We start from the raw sequence: 22,277 nt of genomic DNA, 5'->3' as shown, positions 1-22,277 counted from the left end.
GAAAAATATTTATGATTAGGTAAATCTTATTGAACCGCCAAGTACCGAACGGTATGCTTGGTGGTGTGAGAGGTCGCTGAATAAATTAATTATTCAGCTCCTACTCGATTGATTACTATTGACATACCTTTATATTACACAACAAATATAATTAACTAAATGAAAAAAAGAGGGAGATAATTATGTTTTTTTTATCAAAAAGTAAAAAAATCAAAATAATAACAATATGTACTTTGCTTGCAATAACAGTATCTGGTTGCTCTAAAAAGGTTGCAGAACCAATAAAGCCAGTAGAGCCAATTTCAAGTACTGAGTTCTTAATGGGAACTGTTTGTTCTATTAAAATCTATGATAAATCTTCTACAGAAGTACTTGATAAAGCCTTTAAAAGGATTGCTGAAGTTGAGGATATAATGAGTATTAATAAAGGTAGTAGTCAGGTTATAGATATTAATAATGCATCTGGAGTAAATCCAGTTAAAATTTCTGATGAAACAATGGCAGTTCTAAAGGAAGGTTTAAAATTTGCAGGATTAACAGAGGGGAAAATGGATATAACAATAGGACCTCTTGTAAAGTTATGGGGCATTGGTACCGAAGGTGCAAAAGTACCTTCAAAAGAAGAAATTGAAGGAAAAAAAGCTTTAATAGGTTACAAAAATTTAATGCTAGACGAAAAAAATAAAACAGCATTTCTTAAAAACAAAGGAATGATAATAGATTTAGGTGCCGTAGCTAAAGGGTACACCGCAGATGAGGTAGCTAAGGTTTTGAAAGAAAATGGAGTTGAACATGCTATAATAAATCTTGGGGGTAACGTATTTGCTATGGGTAGCAATGTTACGGGTGCACCATGGAAGATAGGAATTCAAGACCCTTTTACCCAAAGAGGTGATATCATCGGATTAATTGAAGTTGAAAATAAATCTGTTGTTACTTCAGGTATTTATGAAAGATACTTTGAAAAGGATGGCAAGAAATATCACCATATTCTAAGTACTAGCACGGGTTATCCTTGTGATAATTCTATTGCAGGAGTATCAATCGTAAGTGAAAAATCAATTGATGGAGATGCGCTTTCTACTAGTGTATTTTCATTAGGAATTGAAGAGGGAATGAAGTTTATAAATACTATGCCTGGGATAGAGGCTATTTTTATAACTAAAGATAAAGAATTATATATTACTCCAGGTTTAAAAGGCAACTTTAAACTAACGGATTCACAATTTACTTTAAAAAATTAAAAATTTAAGAGCAATATAACATACCTATAGTAAGCTATACTTTTAGGTGTGTTATAATGCGCTAATGCAAATGAGGTGCAAGTTTATGAGTAGTATTGCAGGAGAAGGTTGCGAAATTTTAGTGCCATTTAATGAAAGAAAGCCACTAGCAGAAATTGAGCGCAGTCTTATTAAGACCTATAGAAAACCTATTTGGACAAAATTTATTAAAGCTATAAAGGATTATAAGCTAGTTTGCGAAGGTGATAAAATCGCTGTAGCTATTTCGGGTGGTAAAGATAGCCTAATAATGGCTAAATTATTTCAAGAGTTACAACGTTACAGTAAAGTTAATTTTGAATTAGAGTATATTGCAATGGATCCTGGTTATCATGATAATATAAAGGAACTACTAATTGATAATTGTAAACATTTGAATATTCCCGTTAAAATATTTGAGTCGCGTGTTTTTGATATTATTGATACTATAGCACAGGACTATCCTTGTTATATGTGTGCAAAAATGCGTCGTGGGGCCTTATATGCAAAGGCACAAGAACTTGGCTGCAATAAACTTGCCCTTGGGCACCATTTTAATGATGTTGTTGAAACAACTATGTTAAATGTTCTTTGCTCTGGAAATTTTAAGACAATGCTTCCCAAATTAAAAGCACAAAATTTCAAGGATATGGAATTAATTCGACCTCTTTACTATGTTGAAGAGCAATATATTGAAAACTTCACTCAAAATAGTGGAATCTGGCCATTAAATTGTGCTTGCATGGTTGCAGCTAAAAAAATAGGAAACAAGCGTCATGAAGTTAAAGCTTTAATAGATGAGCTTAGAAAAACATTTAGCGATGTTGATAAGTCTATTTTTAGATCATCACAAAATGTAAATATGGATTCAATTTTGGGTTGGAAAAAAGATGGAAAAGACTTCTCCTATTTAGATTTTTACAATGAAAATGAAAATTAAAAGGTAGCAGTAGAAAGATTTTTACACTCTACTGCTACCTTTTTAGTTTTTATGTATACTAACAGAAAGATATAAGGAGGAATAGTTTTGAAAAAGAAGGTAATAATATCCAGTTTAATTATAGTAGGTGTTTTAAGCGGTGCTTTCTTTATAAGTGAAAAAAAGAATAATAATAAAATTACAACTGTTAAAACTTCAATAGTACAGCTTGGAGAGCTTAAATCCTATATATCAACTACAGCAACAGTGAAGTCTAAAAATAGCAAGATGTATTATGGCCTTCAAGCTAAAATAAAAAAAGTTAATGTAACAGTAGGTGATAATGTTAAAATAGGAGATATATTAGTAACTTATGAAGAACAGGATTTAGGTTCAACTGTAAGCCAAGCACAAATTCAGTATGATAATGCAGTACTCTCTAAAAAAGATTTATATAATCAAAATGAGAGTATAAAAAATAAGATTACAGATTTAGGCAACGAAATTGTAATACTTGAGAAAAGTATAAATCCAGCAGATAAAGCAAAAGCTGAAACTCTAAGGCAACAAAAGAATGCATTATCACCGATTTCAAATGAAAAGTTAAAACAAGCAGACAATGCAGTAAAACTTTCAGAAATATCGTTAAGTTCTGCCAAACAAAGAGTAGCTGAAAACAAGAGTACCATTATTGCTGAGAATGCTGGGGTTGTAACAGATTTGAATGCAATTGAAGGATCAATAGGAAGTGGAATGCAGGCAGTGGTAGTAGTTCAAGACCTAGTAAACTTAAAAGCAACTGCATCACTTGGTAAATATGATGCTACAAAGGTTAAAATTGGTCAGGAAGTAACTATTAAAAGTGGAAATAACATCTATAAGGGAAGTGTTTTATTTATAGACCCTGCTGCGAAGAAAATGGTAGGAGTAACCGGAAGTGAAACCACCCTAGGAGTAGAAATATTAATTACAGACAATGCTCCAGCTTTAAAGATAGATTTTGATGTGGATATAGATATATTAGTGGAAAAGGTTGCAAATGCAGTTAAGATACCTTCCGAAGCATTAAAAGTGGAAAAGGGAGGAAAAAACTTAGTATACACTATTGAAGGAAATATCGTACATGAAAAAAATGTAAGTATTGGAGCGCAATCAGATACTGAAGTTCAAATAATTCAGGGAGTTAAAAGTGGCGAAAAAGTTATATTGAATCCTTCCACTTTAATAAAGGAAGGTATAAGAGTTAAAGAGGCATTAGCGAAAGATTAAGAATACTTGTTATGTGGCTTATAGGGATTCAAGGAGGAAGGCAAATGTTAGAGGTAAAAAATTTGATAAAAACATATAAAACTGGAGATTTTGAATTTACAGCTCTCAATAATATCAGTCTTAAAATTAAAAAGGGTGAATTTACAGCAATAATGGGGGCTTCTGGTTCAGGTAAATCTACTTTAATGAATATACTTGGATGCCTTGATAAAATGAATAGCGGCGAATACATTTTAAACGGACAAGATATTTCAATTCTAAATGATAGAGAACTTGCCTATATTAGAAACAAGGAAATAGGCTTCGTATTTCAGTCATTTAATCTTATTCCAAGAATTAGCTTGCTCGATAATGTACAACTCCCAATGATGTACGCTGGAATACCCGCTAAAGAGAGAAAAGAGAAGGCGCTTTTTGCACTTGAAAAGGTAGGTCTTTCTGATAGAATAAAGCATTTGCCAAATGAGATATCTGGTGGGCAAAAGCAAAGAGCTGCAATAGCGAGGGCAATAGTGAATGCTCCAGCGGTAATCATGGCTGATGAACCTACAGGGAACCTTGATTCTAAATCTTCAGAAGATATAATAAAGATATTTCAAGATTTGAATAATGAAGGTGCCACCATACTTATGGTAACTCACGAAAATGATATTGCATCTCATACAAATAGAATAGTAAGATTTAGAGATGGTGAAATTATATCTGATTCATTAGTTAAGAATAGGATTGTCTTATAAAGGAGCGAGAGTATGAATATATTTGAAAGTGTAAAATCAGCCTTATCAAGTATAAGGGCCAATAAAATGAGAGCCTTTCTTACCATGCTTGGAATAATAATTGGTATAAGTTCAGTTATAACAATTGTATCCCTTGGTCAAGGAGGACAATCAACTATCACAAGTGAATTTGAAAAACTTGGGTCAGCCTCCGTTACAGTTAAGGTAAGTGGCTCTGAAGCTCAATCAACGGATTACATTACATTAGAAGACGTTAAACAAATAAAACAGAAGTTAGAGAGCATTAAATATGCAAGTCCTTCTTATCAACTTCAAGGGGCTGTTATTTCTGAAAAGAGAAGTAAAAATGCTTTTATGAGAGGTGGCTCTCCCGATCTTGCCTATATAAATAATACAGAAATTCTTTTTGGAAGGTATTTTAATGAAAAGGAATATGAACAGGGAATAGCTGTAGGAATAATTGATGAAAGCGATGCACTTACTTTATTTGGGTATTCTGATGTAGTTGGTGAGAGTATTAAGATAGGCCAGGGAACTTTAATGAAAAAGATGACTATTGTGGGTGTGGAAAAAGGAATATCATCTCCTTTTGGCAATGGTAGAAATTCTGGAAAACCAATTATAGTAACTGCGCCAATAACTTTCTTAAGTACATTGCAATCCAATGAATTTAAAGTGAGTTCAATGACAGTTGTTGCTACTTCACAAGAAAATAGCGAAGCTGTTGGAAATGGTACAATAAAAATGTTGGAAGCAAGGCACAATAACAGAGGTAAGGAAATTTACTCTGCAGATAATGCATTAGCTATGCTTGAACAAATTAACAGCGTTCTTGGAATATTTACAGCATTTATAAGTGCTGTTGCAGCCATATCACTGTTAGTTGGGGGTATAGGTGTAATGAACATAATGCTTGTGTCAGTTACAGAAAGAACAAGAGAAATAGGGATAAGAAAGGCAGTGGGAGCAACGACTACGGTAATAATGATGCAATTTTTAATTGAATCAGTTATTTTATCCTCAATCGGAGGTATAATTGGAATGATTTTAGGGATTGTTGGCGCAGAAATAATAGGTGTTTTTGCAGGAATAGAACCAATTATTTCTTGGACATCTATAATTGGTTCTATTTTATTCTCTTCTGCAGTAGGAGTATTCTTTGGAATATACCCAGCTAAGAAAGCAGCGGAACTCGATCCAATTGATGCGCTTAGATATGAATAAACTTACTAAATATTAAAAATAGTGCACATCAGCACTATTTTTTTTGCGGTTTCAATTCTTCTATCATAAACTTATCAAAGGAAATTTCCTCTATAAAGTTATTTTCATCGAAGCTAGTTTTATGCCTTTTATTATATTCGTTAACGTTAGATTTTAGCCAGTATGGTGTTGAAATATCAAATTTATAACATAACTCTGTTATACAGGCATTTAAGTTTTTTTGGTAGCTACCCTGATTTTCAGACACTGATACTTCGTCCTTAATAATTCTATTATCGACGATTAACTTCCCCCAAATTTTTAACATAGTAACCTCCCTAATTGATTTTATATGTAGATAATAGTTTTAATATTTCAGCACCGAAGGTGATGATTGAACTTAGAATATATCATTGCTTTGCGAAATATTTTTTGTTAGTCATAAGTCTATCATAAATCATAGTTAAAGTCATTTAATATATTAGAGGGATTTTAGAAATAACTTTCATAATGCATGTTATTAATTTTTTAGTTAATAATAAAACTCATAGTATTAATTAACATGCAATGTTTTTAAAGAGTAATCTAATTCATATAACAAATACTGTTGGTATTATGTTATATGGATTTGGGGGTGAAAAGCGTATGATAAGTTTAGGGCTAATACATTACGTGTATATCATAATTATTTTAATAATTATTTTAATAATTGCACTAAAGAAAGATGTAATCCTTCCATGCATTTTAGGCATTGGGATAATAGGTTATGTGTATACAGGAAATATTCTAATGGCAGTTCAAACAATCTATAAGTCAATAGTGGTTTCCGGAAAAGAGTTCATGGAGGTAGTTGTAGTTATTGCTCTAGTCAATGCAATGTCTAGTGCATTAACGCAAATAGGAGCAGACCAGCTAATTATAAAACCTATTAAAAGATTAATGATAAACAAAACTATGTCCTTTTTTGTGCTAGGTATTACTATGACCTTGACTTCCTGGTTTGTTTGGCCTACGCCAGCAGTGGTTTTTATAGGTGCTTTAATGGTTCCTGCAGCTATAGAATCTGGGTTGCCACCAGTATGGGCTGCGGTAGTTTTATGTATATTCGGTAATGGGGCAGCCTTATCTAGCGATTTCGTTCTTCAAGCAGCACCATCAATAACTGCTAAGACTGCTAATCTGCCTAGTCCACTTGGAATTATTAATGAAAGCATTCCCTTTTGGGCGGTGATGAGTATAGTTACTATAACTACAGCATTTATACTTATGAAGAAAGATAAATATTCAGAAGTTGGGAATTACATTGAAAACGCTGAGAAATTAGATTCCACGAAACTTATGGCGAACCCATCAATAGGACCAAAAGCAATTGCAATAGTTACTCCTTTAGTGTTTATAATTGATATCATATTAATAAGAAAATTTTTATTAAAGGGATCAGAATCTACAGCTTTAATAGGTGGAACCGCAGCAATTATAATGATAATTTCATCAATAACTCACGCTGGCATTAAATCATCTTTAGGGTATGTTACTAAATACATCAAAAGTGGCTTTGTTTTTGGTATAAGTATATTTTCTCCAATTATAATCATAGGTGCTTTCTTTTTTCTTGGAAGTGAAGCTACTGCAAAGGGTATTCTAGGAACTAACGCTAGTGGCATCTTGAGTGATATAGGCATATATGTGGCAAACAAAATACCATTATCTAAATACTCTGTGGTAGGTATACAAACAGCAGTGAGCACGCTTCTCGGACTAAGTGGTTCGGGCTTCGCAGGGCTTCCCCTAGTTGGTACTTTAGCTGAAACCTTTTCTAATGCAATTAACATAAACAAAGAAAAGATCGCGGCATTTGGTCAAATTATAACTATATGGATAGGTGGAGGAACCATAATTCCTTGGAGTGTGGTCGCTGCAGCTGGAATATGTAACGTAGAGCCATTTGAAGTTGCCAGAAAAAATATTATACCAGTTACCTGTGGAATAGTTGCTACAGTTATACTTGCTATGATAATATTATAGTTTATATATATAAAAGATATACTAATACATTTTAAGGAGACTTACAACAAATGAATATTCAATTTTTCGGAACTAAGAAGTGTTTTGACACAAAAAAAACAGAAAGATACTTTAAAGAAAGAAATATAAAGTATCATTTCATAGATTTAAGTGTTAAAGGATTAAGTAAAGGTGAACTACAAAGCGTGAAAAATGCAGTAGGCCTTAATAATTTAATTAATGCAGCAGCGAAGGATTATAAAAAGCTAAATATGCATCAAATAAGAGGAGAGGAAACTAAAGAAGATATTTTATTGAAAAACCCACAACTTCTTAAAACTCCTATAGTTCGAAATGGAAAAGAAGCTACAGTGGGTTATGTACCTGAAGTATGGACAACCTGGGAATAGTTATAATAGTCCAGAAAGTTAAAGGGAGATAAATCTCATTATCTCCCTGGATACCATAGGAATTTATTTATATTATCTTTAAGATGAATATCCTTAATATGCATATCTTTCTAATCTAGGTATTAATTGTTTAGCTAAAATAATAGATATTGTAGCTTTTATAATGTCACCAGGTATAAATGGTATACAAGCATATTTAAGTGCTACATAAAAGTTTATGCTTTTTCCTAAATAATTGGTAAAAATAAAATAAAAATAGGGAACTCCAATAACATAGATTATCAAACTTCCTAAGATAACAGAATATATTATTCGAGAAAGAGACTTATTTTTTTCTGTAAGCTTACCAATTACATAAGCTGCAACAATAAAAGATATTAAAAATCCAAAAGTAGGGCTCACTATAGAAGTTAACCCTCCTGTACCACCAGAAAAAATAGGCAACCCAATTAAGCCTAAAGTAACATATGTAATTTGAGATAGCGCTCCTAGCTTAGCACCTAATATAAGTCCAGATAAAACAACAAAAATAGTTTGTAGCGTAACAGGTACTGGTCCTAAAGGGATGGAAATAAACCCACCTACTACAGTTAATGATGTAAATAATGCTGTAATTATTAAATCACGTGTAGATAATTTCAAAATAAGTTCCTCCTTAATAAGTTATAAATTTGTAGAATTTTGCTGAGCCTCTATGGAAATATGCTATGTGGATTATTGTAAACCGAAAGTGATATCTAGGTTTACAATAATATTATCATGAACTATTTTGAAAGTCAAACAAACTATAAAAAAATGTAAGTGTTGCGATTCTTAAGTATACCCCGCTAATATATTGAGAATTAAATTATGTTTAATTAGTAATTAGAAAGATGTGTTATAATAAACTCGCAAATAAATATATAGAATACAAGTGATTTTAATTTATACAGTATTCTATAGTACATAAGGGGGTACAAAAGTGTCATTAAGTAGTTTTTTAAAATACGTAGAGATTCAAACAAAATTGGCCAGTATCATACCTTTTATAGTAGGTACACTTTATTCATTATATCGATATAAAAGTTTTAATTTAAAAAACTTTATTATTATGGGAATATCACTATTAGCTTTTGACATGGCTACAACTGCAATTAACAATTACATTGATTATAAAAAAGCTTTAAAGGTTGAAGGCTGTAGTTATAAAGATGAAAATGCAATTGTAAAATATGGGATTAAAGAATCCACAGCGAAGTCTATAATTTTCACTTTACTTACAATTGCAATAGTTTTCGGAATTCTATTAACTTTAAATACTAATGTAATTGTACTATTAATCGGAATTATTTCATTCTTAGCAGGTATATTTTACACTTATGGACCAGTTCCAATTTCACGTATGCCACTGGGTGAAGTATTTTCTGGAGTATTCATGGGATTTATAATTTTATTTTTATCTTGTTACATTCATATATTTGATCATAATATAATTTCTTTAATGTACCATAATAATATGCTAAATATAAGTATAAACCTTATGGAAATATTTTATATTTTTTTAATATCTATCCCAACAATTAATGGAATAGCAAACATAATGCTTGCCAATAATATTTGTGATGTAGAAGATGATATACTAAATAACAGATTCACTCTACCTTACTATTTAGGTAAAAAGAATTCACTTAATCTATTTAAAACATTGTACTATATTGGGTATATGGACATTATAATTTTAGTTATATTAAATATCCTACCGATTATGTCACTATTAGTGATTTTAACTATACTACCCCTAAGTAAAAATATAAGGCTATTCTGCCAAAAACCAATTAAAAACGAAACCTTCATTCTCGCAGTGAAAAACTTTGCCACAATGAATGTAACTCATATCGTGGCATTACTAATAGTACTTTTATTGCTATAAGATTTAATGAGCATTTATTAAAATTGAATAGTTAGTTATTAAATAGCCCTTTTAAATAAGAATTATCCATGTTGGTAAACTTATTTAAGGGGTTATTTAAATTTTAAATATTATATATATATGCCATAAAATTATTCAGATTATGTATTGACAATATGAATTTAAACGATTACAATTTATTTAACCGGTTTACTTAATCGGTTAAGTAAAAAAGAGGTGATCTATTATATGAATAAAACTTGCATACTTGGAAGTTTAAATATGGATATAGTATTAGAGGTAGAAAAGATGGCTAAGGTTGGTGAAACTATTTTCGCAAAGAGTATCGCTACTATTCCTGGAGGAAAAGGAGCAAACCAAGCAGTTGCTGCTAAACGTATGGGTTCTGATGTCTCCATGATAGGTAAGGTTGGTCTAGATAGCAATGGTGATTTTTTAGTTAGAGAACTTGAAAAAAATTGCATAAATACAGACTATATTTTCAGAGATAATAAAGAAAGTACTGGCACAGCTATAATTAATGTTAACAGAGAAGGCAATAATTCAATAGTGGTAGTTGCTGGTGCTAACATGAATATAAGTACAGATGAGATTAAGAAAAGCTATTCCATTATAAAGAGCTCGGATGTAATAATTGCACAATTTGAAACACCTAGCGAAATCACGATGGAGGCCTTTATTTATGCAAAGTCTCATGGAATTATTACAATATTAAATCCAGCTCCAGCAAAAAAGATAGATAATGAATTATTTAAATATACAGATATAATAATTCCTAATGAAACAGAGGCCTACGAGCTTACAGGAATATTAGTTGAAGATCTCGAAAGTGCTAAAAAGGCAGCTGATAATTTCATAGCTATGGGAGTGAATTACATAATAATAACCTTAGGCTCAAAAGGTGCAGCATTAATAACTAAAGAAAAGTCAGAAATAATTCCTGCCATTAAGGTTAATGCCATTGATACAACAGCTGCAGGGGATAGTTTTATTGGAGCAGTATCAAGTAAACTAGGTACCAGAGAATTAAGTTATGAAAATCTTAAAAAGGCTATTGTTTTTGCTAATAAAGTTTCTTCAATAGTAGTTCAAAGATCAGGAGCACAACCTTCAATACCAACGATGAAAGAAGTAATAGACATTTACGGGGAAGACACTAATTAATTTTTCTCCTACAGTAATACAAGGAGGCTTAATCATGAAAAAAACTTCATTGCTAAATTCAGAAATATCTGAAGTAATTTCTAAAATGGGACACCAAGATACCTTAGCTATAGGGGACTGTGGTCTACCCATACCAAATAATACAAAAAGAATAGATATTGCATTATCTAAAAATATACCGGGATTTATTGAAACTTTAAAATGTATATTAACAGAACTTCAAATAGAGGAAGTAGTTGTTGCTAAAGAAACCTTCGAAGTTAGTCCTTATGTATTTGATGAAATAAAAAAGGCAGTAGGAGATGTGAAAATTACATTTGTTACTCATGAAAAGCTTAAGGCTCAATTAAATGAGTGTAAAGCTGTGGTGAGAACTGGAGAACAAACACCTTATGCAAATGTAATACTAAAATCAGGAGTTGTATTTTAACGACATTTCAGAAGGAAAGTCTCCCACTTCCATAAGTGTAGATCAACTACCTAGCAAAAATAAAACTTAAGTGGGAGTCTAAATCTCCTTTTGAAGTCGTTAATATTACAGCACCACAGGTGATGATTTAAATATAGAGAGATATAAGTAAGTTTTGAGGAGGAAATTCAATGGCTAATGTAACGCCTCTACTACAGATGAAAAATATTTCAAAAGCCTTTCCAGGTGTAAAAGCTCTTGATGATGTTAGATTAGAAGCTTTTAGTGGAGAAGTTTTAGCTCTCCTAGGAGAGAATGGGGCAGGGAAATCTACCTTAATGAAAATTTTAAGTGGAGTATATCATAAGGATTCAGGAAGCATTAATATTCAAGGTTTTGAAGTGGAAATAAACGGTATAAAGGACGCTGAAAAACATGGAATAGCAATTATTCATCAAGAACTAAGCCTACTTCCTAATTTAAGTGTATGGGAAAATATATTTTTAGGGAATGAAGGATTTAATGGAGTAACAAGAAGAATAAACAAGAAAGAGCTCAAAAAAAAGTCAGAAGTTCTACTTAAAGATATTGGTTTTAGTGTTGATGTAGATACCTTAGTTAAGGATTTGAATGTAGGCGAAAAACAACTTATAGAAATTGCGAAAGCACTGTCTAAAAACTCGAAATTAATAATAATGGATGAGCCTACAACTGCGTTAACTGATGTTGAAACAGATAATCTTTTCAAAGTAATTAGCAAGCTTAAAAGCGAAAACATGGGAATAATATACATCTCCCATAGGATAAATGAAATATTTCAAATCTGCGATAGAATAACAGTTTTGAGAGATGGTAAGCATGTTTCCGATGTTACTACAAAAGACATTACTAAAGATGATTTAATATCAATGATGGTGGGTCGGAAACTAGAAGAACAGTTTCCATATAGAAAATCACCTAAAGGTCATACTATTCTTAAAGTAGAAAATTTAAGTTTTGGTGAAAAGGTTTGCAATATTAGTTTTGAAGCAAAGAGTGGAGAAATCCTAGGTGTGTCAGGACTTATGGGTTCAGGACGTACTGAGATGGCAAAAACAATAATCGGAGAATATAAAAAAACTTCTGGTAAGATAATTGTTGATGGTGAAGAAGCTAATATATGCTCCCCTAAAGACTCAATTGAAAAAGGAATTTGCTATCTTTCTGAAGACAGAAAAAAAGAGGGTCTTATTCTAGGTATGTCAGTAGGAAGCAACATGACTTTAGCAAATCTTAAAAAATATGAAAATGGAGCTAAACGCATAAATAAAGTAGAAGAAGCTAAAGTAATACAAGAATATATAAAGAAACTTTCTATAAAGACTCCCAGTGCTGATCAGTTAATTAAAAACCTAAGTGGAGGAAATCAGCAAAAGGTTATATTGGCTAAATGGATTATGCTTGCTCCCAAAGTACTAATAATAGATGAGCCAACTAGAGGCATAGATGTAGGTGCTAAAAAGGAAATCTATGAGGTTTTAAATGAACTAAAGAACATGGGAAAAGCAATTATAATGATATCTTCGGATATGCCTGAAATACTCGGAATATGTGATAGAGTTTTAGTCATGCACGAAGGAGCAATATCTGGTGAACTCAGTCGTGAAGAAGCTTCACAAGAAGCAATAATGAAGTATGCTGTAGGCATAACAAATTAGTATTTTAAATGAATTTCTCATATAATGAGAAGACTCATTATATGAGAAATTCGTCAAGGAAGGAGCTTATATTGTGAAAATTAATTTGAAGAATATAGTTATAAAGTATAAATCTTTAATAGGTCTTTTAGTATTATGCATAGTTATATCACTTATTACACCTAGATTTTTAACCGTAGCAAATATTAAAAATGTACTAACTCAGGTTTCAGTAAATGCAGTTATAGCTGTAGGGATGTCCTTTGTAATCCTTACAGGAGGGATTGATTTATCAGTGGGGTCCATACTTGCTGTCAGCGGAGCTGCTGCTGCCAGTATAATGAAGTCAACAGGAAACTTGTTTTTGGCAATAATCGTTGCAATAGCAATTGGCTGCGCAATTGGTCTTATAAATGGTGCTCTTATTTCAAAAGGTAGGATACAAGCGTTCATAGTTACACTGGCTACAATGACTATCTTTAGAGGCGTAACCTATGTATATACAAATGGTACTCCCATTTCAGGCCTTGGGCAAAGTTTTTCAAGTATAGGAAATAAAATGATTTTAGGTGTACCAGTTCCCGTGGTATTTATGGTTATAGTTTTTGCTTTAGCATTTTATATTTTGAGTCAAACTAGATATGGTAGATATGTTTACGCACTTGGAGGAAATGAAGATTCAGCTAGGTTATCAGGTATTAATACTGACAAAATTAAAACACTTGTATATGTTATCAGTGGTGCTGCAGCAGCCTTAAGTGGAATAATTGTTACAAGTCGAATAGGGTCAGCTTCTCCAAATGCTGGAGTAGGTTTTGAGCTGGATGCTATTGCAGCCGTAGTAGTAGGTGGCACAAGCCTTGCAGGTGGAGCAGGAAGTGTAGTGGGCACAATGATAGGAGCCTTAATAATAGGTGTACTTAATAATGGATTGAATCTTATTAATGTATCTCCTTTTTATCAAGCAATAGTTAAGGGGTTAGTTATTTTATTAGCCGTAATGGTTAAGAAAAACAATAAATAAAACAATGGAGGATGATTTTAATGAAAAAAAGATCAAAATTATTATCAATGGTTTTATCAACAATGCTACTTATGGGAACACTTACTGGTTGTGCTGCTGAAAAAGCCGCTGAAGGTGGAAAGAAAATTGGGTTAGTACTTTCAACGCTTAATAACCCATTCTTTGTATCAATGAAAGAAGGCGCAGAGAAGAAGGCAAAGGAACTTGGATATGAAATTATAGTTCTTGATTCACAAAATGATGCTACAAAAGAAAGAGCTAATGTAGAAGATTTAGTTCAGCAAGGTATATCGGTTCTGATCATCAATCCAACAGATAGTGATGCGGTTGCTAACTCAATTGCAGTAGCAAATGATAAGAAAATAAAAGTTTTAACCGTGGATAGAAAAGCCAATGGTGGAGAAGTTATATCTCACATTGCCTCTGATAACGTAAAAGGTGGAGAAATGGCAGCAGAATTTATACTTGAAAAATTAGGCGGAAAGGGAAACCTAGTAGAATTGCAAGGTATTCCAGGAGCTTCTGCTACAAGAGATAGAGGTCAAGGGTTTCACAATATAGTAGATAATAAAGACGGTGTTAAAGTTGTTGCTAGTCAAGCGGCAGATTTCGACAGACAAAAGGGATTAACTGTTACTGAAAATGTAATTCAAGCAACTCCAACCTTTGATGCAATATTTGCACATAACGATGAAATGGCTCTTGGAGCTATACAAGCAATTAAAACAGCAAATAAAAATGTGATTATTGTAGGTTTTGACGGAAATGATGACGCAAAAGCAGCTGTTGCAAGTGGAGAACTGGCAGCTACAATAGCACAAAAACCTGATTTAATGGGAGAAATTGCAGTAGAAAATGCTGTAAAAGTTGCAAAAGGTGAGACTGTTGAAAAAGAAATTCCAGTAGAACTTCTTCTTATAAAAAAATAACAAATTTAAATTACGCCCCTAAGAATTTAATATAAGAGATATAACCCAGGGGATTATCCTCTGGGTTATATCTTTATAAAGTGTTTCAATATCAATTATATATTGGTATAATTTTAAGTGATTACGATTTTAAACTTAATGTTAAATTATACTTTTACATAGATAATAGAATACAACTAATAGTTTGTTAATCTATAATGAGTGGTTACTACAAATCGGAGGAGAATTATGAATAAGGTAACAATGAAGGATATAGCCGAAATGGCTGGGGTTTCAAAGGCAACAGTTTCCATGGTTATGAATAGAAAGGATAACAGTATAAGTGATGCAACCAGAAAAAGAGTGCTTGAAATTGCTAAGGAAATGAGTTATATTCCTAATTCAATAGCTAGAAGTCTTAGCACAAAGAAATCCGGTACTATTGGGGTAATACTTCCTGATATCACAAATCCCTTTTTCTCAGAAATGGCAAGAGCTATTGAGGATGAGGCAGAGAAATTAGAATATAATTTAATAATATGTAATACAGATAATGATATAGATAAAGAGCAAAAATATATTGAACTTCTTATAAGTAAACTTATAGATGGAATTATTTTTATGTCTGGTGGCAAAAGTAATGAAAGCATAACTATATTAAAAAACAACAATGTTCCTTTTGTATTAGTTGATAGGTATATTGAAGGATATGAAGAGGATTACGGAGTATTTTGCTTAAATAAGCAGGGTGTAAAAGATGGTATTAAATATTTATATGATAAAGGGAACCGTAAAATAGTTTTTGTAAAGGGAAGCGAACATGTAGAAGTATCAAAGCAAAGACTAGAAGGATATATTGAGGCAATGAAAGATTATGGAATATATGATAAAAGGAATGTATTTGAGGGAGACTTTAATATTAAAGGTGGAGTATTAGCCACTGAAAGAATAATAAATACTTTTAAAAGTCTAGATGCAATATTTTATAGTAATGACATGATGGCACTTGGCGGAATGAAAATTTTACTTAGACATGGATATAAAGTCCCACGAGATGTATCAATAATTGGCTTTGACAACATTCATATATCAGAGGTTATAGAACCAGAACTTACAACAATAGCACAACCTATCTATAAAATGGGTAAAAAAGCTTGCAGTTTATTGATAGCAGTAATAAATGGGGATTTGCCAGTTGAAAAACAAGTTTACTTTAAAACAGAGCTTATTGTTAGAGGAACTACATAAGGTATAGTGGTTACATAAAAAGATACACAACAATTATGGAATTATTTCCTTGGAAATATTAGTTAATATTTTCTTGGTTTAGTGATTAATTATAAAATTTTTCATAAAAAATTATTTATTCAAAACAATGAAATTTGCATAATTATTAATCTTTAATTAAATTATATGATGGGGGGACTGAAGGGAACTAATATGAAAAAAAGGTATATTATTTTGAGTTCTTTAATTGCTTGCATTATTTTATATTTCGTAGAGCAAGTACTAGTAGTTAATTATGTAGTTAAAACTGTAATAAAGCTCTTCTTTTTCATTATTATCCCGTGCATCTACGTGAAGTTTATCAAAAAACAACCACTATCAAAATCTATAAACAAGAAAAGCATAGATAAAAATCATCTAAAGATGGGTATTTTATTTGGAGCACTATCTTTTCTTATAATACTAATTGCATTCTATGTACTCAGAAATATTATAAATCTACAGGGTATATCAGAGGATCTTCAAAGTAAGTCAAGGATTACTGCGAACAGTTTTATTCTTGTTGGACTTTATATAACTTTAGGGAATTCTTTTGTAGAAGAATACTTTTTCAGAGGATTTATCTTTCTAAATTTGTATGAACTTAAATCAAAAAAAATTGCATATATATATTCTTCACTTCTATTTGGGTTATATCATATTGGGATTTTTAAAACCTGGTTTAATCTTAGATTAGTAGGGCTGGCGCTAATAGGACTAATTAGCATAGGTTTTGTATTTTGCTGGCTTGATACAAAATCTAATAATTTCATAAACTCTTGGATAGTTCACATTCTTGCAGACAGTGCAATTATCTTAATTGGGCTAAAAATGTTTGGAATAGTTTAATTTTAAAAAAAATTAAGGCCAATTAACTAATTATAGTTAATTGGCCTTTTGAGGTTATTTCAACTGGTTCTAAGTTCGTCTATGTTAACTCGTAAAATAATTGCGATAGTTTCAATAATATTAAAGGATGGATTTTTCTTACTTCCACGTTCTAGTTCTTCTAAATAAGTTTGTGACACATGTACATTTAATTCTTTTGATAAAGTTGATATATCCCTGCTTGTTAAAGATTTCTTTAGTCTTAATTCTCTAATCTTAGCACCATTAAGCATATAAAAACCCCCCTATAGTTTTCTAAAATAAATGATAATTATAAGTTGTTATCTATATCTTATTAAATTGTACAACTTAATTATACCATGAATATAAAGAAAAGCTACGTGAAATTTCTGTATTTTTTGTCAAAAGAATTACATCCTCAATTTGCGACTTTCATATCGCCTTGAATCATATCTTTATAATATCCATTGATGTCCATAAGTTCATCATGATTTCCAATTTCCATAATCTCTCCATGCTTTAGAACTACAATTTTATCGGCATTTCTTATAGTTGATAGCCTATGTGCAATAATAAGGGTAGTTCTACCCTCAGCCATTTCTTCGATTACCTTTTGTATTAGCTTTTCTGTATGTGTATCAATATTAGCAGTAGCTTCATCTAATATAAATATAGATGGTGAATGAGCAAGGGCTCTGGAAAATGATAAAAGTTGTTTCTGACCTGCTGAAAAGGTAGCGCCTCTTTCCATAACTGCTGCATGGATTCCACCTGGTAAATCATTTACGAAGTCTATAGCACAGGTAGTTTTAAGAGACTCAGTTAGTATTTTCTCGCTTATATTATCATTAAGCAAAACATTAGATTTTATATCTCCTGAAAATAAAAATACGTCTTGGAGCACAACGGATATATTTTTTCTTAAATCCTTCTTTTTTAAATCATTTATATTAATTCCATCGATTAGTATTTCCCCCTTTTGTATTTTGTAAAAACCACTTATAAGACTTATGATGGTAGTCTTTCCAGCACCAGTTTCTCCTATAAAAGCAAAGGTTTCGCCCTTATTAACTTTAAAATTTACATCCTTTAATATCCACTCTGAGTTATTATAGGAAAACCATACGTTTTTAAATTCTATATCTCCTTTTAAATCTTCTATGCTCATACCCTCATCTAAGTCTTCTAGGTTATCTTCTTCATCTAGAAGTTCAAAAATTCTTTCTGCTGAAACCAAAGCGGATTGAATAGTAGTATAATTATCTGCAAGATCAGAAATTGGATTAAAGAATTGTTTTATATAAGTGGTAAAAGCAAAAAGTACACCTATTTCTATGGTATGGTTAGCGATTTTACTCATGGAATACCAAAGTATAATTGCAATTGCAAGACTCTGAAAAATCTCCGCCGCTGGTCTTAATATACTGTTCATTCTAACTTGAAATACTGTGCTTTTAAAATATTGATCATTTAACTTCAAAAACTCTTGATTCTTTTCCTTTTCAGCTGTGAATATCTGTATTATTTTCATCCCTGAAATATTTTCTGCCATAAATCCATTAATTCTACCAATTAAGCTTTTCATTTTTGAAAAATTCTTCTTAATCTTGTTTTTTAACATAAAAACAATAAAAAACATCAAAGGCACAACTGCAAAGGATATAAGAGCCAATTTTACATCGAGTGCAAGCATAACATACACAATTCCTATAAGTAAGAAGACATCCTTAAACAGACTAATAATTACGTCGGTATACATTTCACTTAAAGCTTCTACATCATTTGTGGCTCTTGTTATTAGTCTTCCAGATGAAGTTTTGTCAAGATAGGGTATTGGAAGAAGTTGTATAGTCCTAAATACTCTTAGTCTAAGATTTCTCATGATTTCTTGACCAGCTTTATTTATTAAGTTTACTTGAGTAAAGGAAGATAACCCTCCAACAACCACAATAATAAAATATGCTATTGCCATAGATGTTATAGAGTAGGCACCACTTTGTGCTACTTTCTTTATTAAAAAATCATCTATAACAACCTTTAGTATAAAGGGTTTTAAAAGTTCTGCCGCATTTACAATCATTACACATAGTGCTGCTAAAATTATTTTTTTAAGATGTGGCCTTGTTAAAGATAAAAGTCTTTTAAAACTATTAACTTTATGAAGCTTCCCCCTGATAATTTCCTTGTCCATTTTTATGTTGGGACTTGTAAGTTTCATAATATAAGCCTCCTTTCTCTAGGAGCTCATTATGAGTTCCGCTTTCACATATCATGCCTTTATCAAGCACTATAATAAAATCTGCATGTTTTATTGTGGAAATTCTATGAGCAATAATTATTGTAGTTTTTCCTATTCTTGATTTCTTTATATTTTTTAGAAGTATTGATTCAGTAATAGTATCCACTGCTGAAAGGGCATCATCTAAAATAAGTATTGGTGGATTTTTAATAATAGCCCTTGCTATTGAAATACGCTGTTTTTGACCTCCAGATAAATTAACGCCTCTCTCTCCTAGAATGGTATCAAATCCCATAGGTAAATCTATAATACTTTGATATATAGCACTTTTTTTCGTTGCTTCTTCAACCTCTTTATCTGTATACTCATCTTTGAAAAACTTTATATTATCTTTAATGGATGCAGAAAATAAGAAGTTATCCTGTGGTACATACCCCATGCTGCTACGCAAGGTTTCTAGAGAATAATCTGTTATGTCTACTGAGTCAATAAATATTTCTCCCGGAGATGACATATAAAGCTTTAATAATAGGTTCGAAAGAGTGGTTTTACCCGAGCCGGTTTTTCCGATAATTCCTATAGTATGGCCTTTGGGTATTTTAAGGCTAATATTGTCTAAAGCTTTTTTAGTAGAATCACCATAAGAAAAACTTAAGTTGTTAAATTCTATTTCACCTACTATGGTGCTATTTATCATTTTTACTCCATCCTGAATTCCAGGCTCCACATTAAATATTTCATCTAATCTTTTCATTGAAGCGCTGCCTCTTTGGAATATGTTTATAACTCGACCTATGGAAATTATAGGTCTCATAATCATAGTTAAGTATCCATTAAAGGCGATAAAATCTCCTAGAGATATCTTTCCGTTTAACACCATGTTACCACCAATAATAAGATTCATAACAAAGCTGATACTAAAGGAGATTTCAATTACAGGGGAGATAAAGGAAGATATCTTTACCATATCGATATTAGAATCCATCATAGTGTCATTTAGCACTTCGAATTTCTTAGCTTCTGATTCCTCTTGAACATAAGACTTTATTACTCTGATTCCATTTATGTTTTCTTGAACTCTACCTGATATTGAAGCAAAATTTTCTTGAACCTTTCTAAATTGCTTTTGTACAAGTTTCCCTATTTTTAGCATAAAAAATATGATAAAGGGGATGGGGATTAGTACAATCAATGTAAATTTTAAATTCACAATCTTTGACATTGAATAAATAGAAATGCCACATATTAGGAATATATTTATTGTCATAGCTGTTGCTGGTCCTAATGCCATTCTAACCGCAGAAACGTCATTGATGGCATAAGCAATCAAATCCCCAGTTTTTCTTTGGTTGTAAAACTCAGGAGATAATTTTTGGAATTGTCCATACAGTTTTTCACGAAGGTGACATTCAAGATTTCTAGCATTAACTACAATTAAATTTCGCCATACATAAGTACTAATAAATGTTCCAATTGCAATTAAAAGTATATACATTATTTTAGTTTTTACAACGCCGAAAACAAAATTATCAGCTTTCAATATATCAATTGTATCACCTAGAACTCTAGGGAAAAGCGACTGAATATATGATGTTAAAAGCATAAACAAAATACCTATAATATAGGATATTTTATGTTGTTTTATAAACTTTACTATTATACTCTTTCCCAATTAACCCCGCTCCTTTATGAATTTAATAAAATCAGGTTAAGTCTTTAACAACATTTTGGAAGCTTCAAGACTTACATCTTCTATAAGTGGCAGACTTGAAGCCTAGAAAGGTTGCTTTGGTGACAATCTAAATTTGCTTACAAAGTTGTTAATGTTGCAGCATCGCAGATGATGATTTAACAGATTCCCTTAGAACCAATGTGCTATTGATAGTTATGCTTTCGCAAGGTTTATCTGGGTTATTAATCCTTTTTAAAAGTAGTTCTACTGCAATGCTACATGAATATTCAATGTTTAAATCTAAGGTTGTAAGTGTTGGAATGGTCATTGAAGCCATTTCTGTATTACCACTACTGATTATTGATATATCCTCTGGAACTTTAATTCCTTTTTTATAAAGGAGATTAATTAATTTTACAGCTATAAAATCACCCTGACATATTATTGCTGTGGGTTTACGCTTGGCTGAAAGTAGATTCATAACTGAAGCTTCAAAGTTTTCTTCGAAATTTTCTTCAATATATATAAAAAACTCTGGTATCATAGTTATTTCATACTCTTCAAGAGCTGATGTTATCCCAAGAACCTTTTCTTTATTTCTAAACAAAATGCTACGCCTACCTAAAAATCCAATATCTCTATGTCCTTTTTTTATCAAATATTCGCACTGCTTGTAACCTCCATTGTTGAAATTAAACCAAACACTATCAACATCACAAGAAGGGGAGTAACCCGTATAAAAGATATGATTTTTAACTTTCTGTTTTAAAAGATCTATATAATCATCATTAAACTTTCCAATAAGGATCATTCCATCAAAATTATTATCCTTTAGTAGTTTATGTGGAAGTTGCATCATATCCTGGTTTTCCTTATCTACAAACTCTGTATGATAAGGTATATCTATATTTTGCAATACACGTTCAATTCCCTGAATCATATAAGCAAAATTGCTGTTATCTTGCACAAGAGGTCTTTGATGAAGCACCAAAATTTTATAAGTGGTTTGTTTTGTATTCTTTATATATCCCATTTCTTTTGCTTTCATTAATATCTTTTCTCTTAAATCTTCTCCAACACCAATTTTGCCGGTTAAAGCTCTACTTACAGAAATAGCCGATATGTCTAAAGCAGAGGCAATATCGGCTATGGTCACTTTATTACTCAAATAATTCACCCCCAAGATTATGTTCTAATTCTATTATAAGTAATTAAGGATATAAATACAACGCTTATAATATATATTTATAACGTTACAAATATATATTTATAACGTTGAGTTAAAATCTTAAAAAAAAGACCTATAATATAAACGCTCCTTACTTGCATTTATACTATAGATCCAAGTTTAACAACT

At 31.4% G+C, this 22,277-nt stretch carries 21 protein-coding genes; 15 read left to right on the top strand and 6 right to left on the bottom strand.

All coding sequences use genetic code 11. The features are described 5' to 3' along the window. Nucleotides 1-182 precede the first annotated feature (182 nt). The 5 genes from LGK97_RS15910 to LGK97_RS15890 all read left to right on the top strand — a co-directional run bounded on the left by LGK97_RS15910 (nt 183) and on the right by LGK97_RS15890 (nt 5,411). Nucleotides 183-1,244, top strand: a complete 1,062-nt coding sequence (locus tag LGK97_RS15910) for an FAD:protein FMN transferase (RefSeq protein ID WP_226260735.1) — start codon at nt 183-185, stop codon at nt 1,242-1,244. An 85-nt stretch (nt 1,245-1,329) separates the two neighbouring features. Beyond that, the gene (locus LGK97_RS15905) at nt 1,330-2,202 is read left to right on the top strand and encodes a tRNA 2-thiocytidine biosynthesis TtcA family protein (protein ID WP_226260734.1); all 873 of its coding nucleotides are present in this window, start codon (nt 1,330-1,332) and stop codon (nt 2,200-2,202) included. Between the two features lie 87 nt (nt 2,203-2,289). Beyond that, nucleotides 2,290-3,450: an efflux RND transporter periplasmic adaptor subunit gene (locus LGK97_RS15900; RefSeq protein ID WP_226260733.1), complete on the top strand. Its 1,161-nt coding sequence runs from the start codon at nt 2,290-2,292 to the stop codon at nt 3,448-3,450. Nucleotides 3,451-3,494: 44 nt separating this feature from the next. Further along, the gene (locus tag LGK97_RS15895; protein WP_226260732.1) at nt 3,495-4,187 is read left to right on the top strand and encodes an ABC transporter ATP-binding protein; all 693 of its coding nucleotides are present in this window, start codon (nt 3,495-3,497) and stop codon (nt 4,185-4,187) included. A 12-nt stretch (nt 4,188-4,199) separates the two neighbouring features. Continuing rightward, nucleotides 4,200-5,411 carry an ABC transporter permease gene (locus LGK97_RS15890; protein ID WP_226260731.1) on the top strand — a complete coding sequence of 404 codons (1,212 nt, stop codon included), beginning with the start codon at nt 4,200-4,202 and terminating at the stop codon, nt 5,409-5,411. A 34-nt stretch (nt 5,412-5,445) separates the two neighbouring features. On the opposite strand, the gene LGK97_RS15885 is transcribed toward LGK97_RS15890, so the two are convergent. Then, nucleotides 5,446-5,718, bottom strand: coding sequence for a hypothetical protein (locus LGK97_RS15885; RefSeq protein WP_226260730.1), 273 nt, complete (start codon nt 5,716-5,718; stop codon nt 5,446-5,448). 317 nt (nt 5,719-6,035) lie between these two features. On the opposite strand from LGK97_RS15885, the gene LGK97_RS15880 reads away from it, so the two are divergent. Next, nucleotides 6,036-7,415, top strand: a complete 1,380-nt coding sequence (locus LGK97_RS15880; protein WP_226260729.1) for a TRAP transporter permease — start codon at nt 6,036-6,038, stop codon at nt 7,413-7,415. Between the two features lie 50 nt (nt 7,416-7,465). Continuing rightward, nucleotides 7,466-7,804 (top strand): arsenate reductase family protein, encoded by a 339-nt coding sequence (locus LGK97_RS15875; RefSeq protein WP_226260728.1) that lies wholly within the window; start codon nt 7,466-7,468, stop codon nt 7,802-7,804. Between the two features lie 93 nt (nt 7,805-7,897). Here the strand turns inward: LGK97_RS15875 and LGK97_RS15870 are convergent, their stop codons facing one another. Further along, a complete protein-coding gene (locus tag LGK97_RS15870; RefSeq protein ID WP_226260727.1) occupies nt 7,898-8,446 on the bottom strand; it encodes a biotin transporter BioY in 549 nt (182 codons plus the stop codon). Nucleotides 8,447-8,765: 319 nt separating this feature from the next. Between LGK97_RS15870 and menA the strand changes: the two genes are divergently transcribed. The 8 genes from menA (at nt 8,766) to LGK97_RS15830 (ending at nt 17,009) form a co-directional block, all read left to right on the top strand. Beyond that, on the top strand, nt 8,766-9,713 hold the full coding sequence (gene menA, locus LGK97_RS15865) for a 1,4-dihydroxy-2-naphthoate polyprenyltransferase (RefSeq protein WP_226260726.1): 948 nt from the start codon (nt 8,766-8,768) through the stop codon (nt 9,711-9,713). Between the two features lie 228 nt (nt 9,714-9,941). Continuing rightward, complete coding sequence (gene rbsK / locus LGK97_RS15860) at nt 9,942-10,877, top strand: ribokinase (RefSeq protein WP_226260725.1); 936 nt, start codon at nt 9,942-9,944, stop codon at nt 10,875-10,877. A 34-nt stretch (nt 10,878-10,911) separates the two neighbouring features. After that, the gene (rbsD, locus tag LGK97_RS15855) at nt 10,912-11,307 is read left to right on the top strand and encodes a D-ribose pyranase (RefSeq protein ID WP_226260724.1); all 396 of its coding nucleotides are present in this window, start codon (nt 10,912-10,914) and stop codon (nt 11,305-11,307) included. A gap of 170 nt (nt 11,308-11,477) precedes the next feature. Continuing rightward, nucleotides 11,478-12,983 (top strand): sugar ABC transporter ATP-binding protein, encoded by a 1,506-nt coding sequence (locus LGK97_RS15850; protein WP_226260723.1) that lies wholly within the window; start codon nt 11,478-11,480, stop codon nt 12,981-12,983. Between the two features lie 73 nt (nt 12,984-13,056). Next, nucleotides 13,057-13,986 (top strand): ABC transporter permease subunit, encoded by a 930-nt coding sequence (locus tag LGK97_RS15845; RefSeq protein WP_226260722.1) that lies wholly within the window; start codon nt 13,057-13,059, stop codon nt 13,984-13,986. Between the two features lie 20 nt (nt 13,987-14,006). Next, nucleotides 14,007-14,915 (top strand): ribose ABC transporter substrate-binding protein RbsB, encoded by a 909-nt coding sequence (gene rbsB, locus LGK97_RS15840; RefSeq protein WP_226260721.1) that lies wholly within the window; start codon nt 14,007-14,009, stop codon nt 14,913-14,915. A gap of 228 nt (nt 14,916-15,143) precedes the next feature. Continuing rightward, complete coding sequence (locus LGK97_RS15835; protein ID WP_226260720.1) at nt 15,144-16,142, top strand: LacI family DNA-binding transcriptional regulator; 999 nt, start codon at nt 15,144-15,146, stop codon at nt 16,140-16,142. A 192-nt stretch (nt 16,143-16,334) separates the two neighbouring features. Then, nucleotides 16,335-17,009, top strand: coding sequence for a CPBP family intramembrane glutamic endopeptidase (locus LGK97_RS15830; protein ID WP_226260719.1), 675 nt, complete (start codon nt 16,335-16,337; stop codon nt 17,007-17,009). 59 nt (nt 17,010-17,068) lie between these two features. Here LGK97_RS15830 and LGK97_RS15825 read toward each other — a convergent pair whose 3' ends face one another. The 4 genes from LGK97_RS15825 to LGK97_RS15810 all read right to left on the bottom strand — a co-directional run bounded on the left by LGK97_RS15825 (nt 17,069) and on the right by LGK97_RS15810 (nt 22,088). Continuing rightward, nucleotides 17,069-17,281, bottom strand: a complete 213-nt coding sequence (locus LGK97_RS15825) for a helix-turn-helix domain-containing protein (protein WP_226260718.1) — start codon at nt 17,279-17,281, stop codon at nt 17,069-17,071. Between the two features lie 146 nt (nt 17,282-17,427). Beyond that, on the bottom strand, nt 17,428-19,227 hold the full coding sequence (locus LGK97_RS15820) for an ABC transporter ATP-binding protein (protein ID WP_319001576.1): 1,800 nt from the start codon (nt 19,225-19,227) through the stop codon (nt 17,428-17,430). Next, a complete protein-coding gene (locus LGK97_RS15815) occupies nt 19,166-20,920 on the bottom strand; it encodes an ABC transporter ATP-binding protein (protein ID WP_226260717.1) in 1,755 nt (584 codons plus the stop codon). Before LGK97_RS15815 ends, LGK97_RS15820 begins: the two co-directional genes overlap by 62 nt. 148 nt (nt 20,921-21,068) lie before the next feature. Continuing rightward, on the bottom strand, nt 21,069-22,088 hold the full coding sequence (locus LGK97_RS15810) for a LacI family DNA-binding transcriptional regulator (RefSeq protein ID WP_226260716.1): 1,020 nt from the start codon (nt 22,086-22,088) through the stop codon (nt 21,069-21,071). Between the last annotated feature and the right edge of the window lie 189 nt (nt 22,089-22,277).

The sequence above is a fragment of the Clostridium sp. CS001 genome (assembly GCF_020443565.1).
In the GTDB taxonomy this organism is placed as follows: Bacteria; Bacillota; Clostridia; order Clostridiales; family Clostridiaceae; genus Clostridium_AD.
This window is presented reverse-complemented; position numbering and strand designations above follow the sequence as displayed.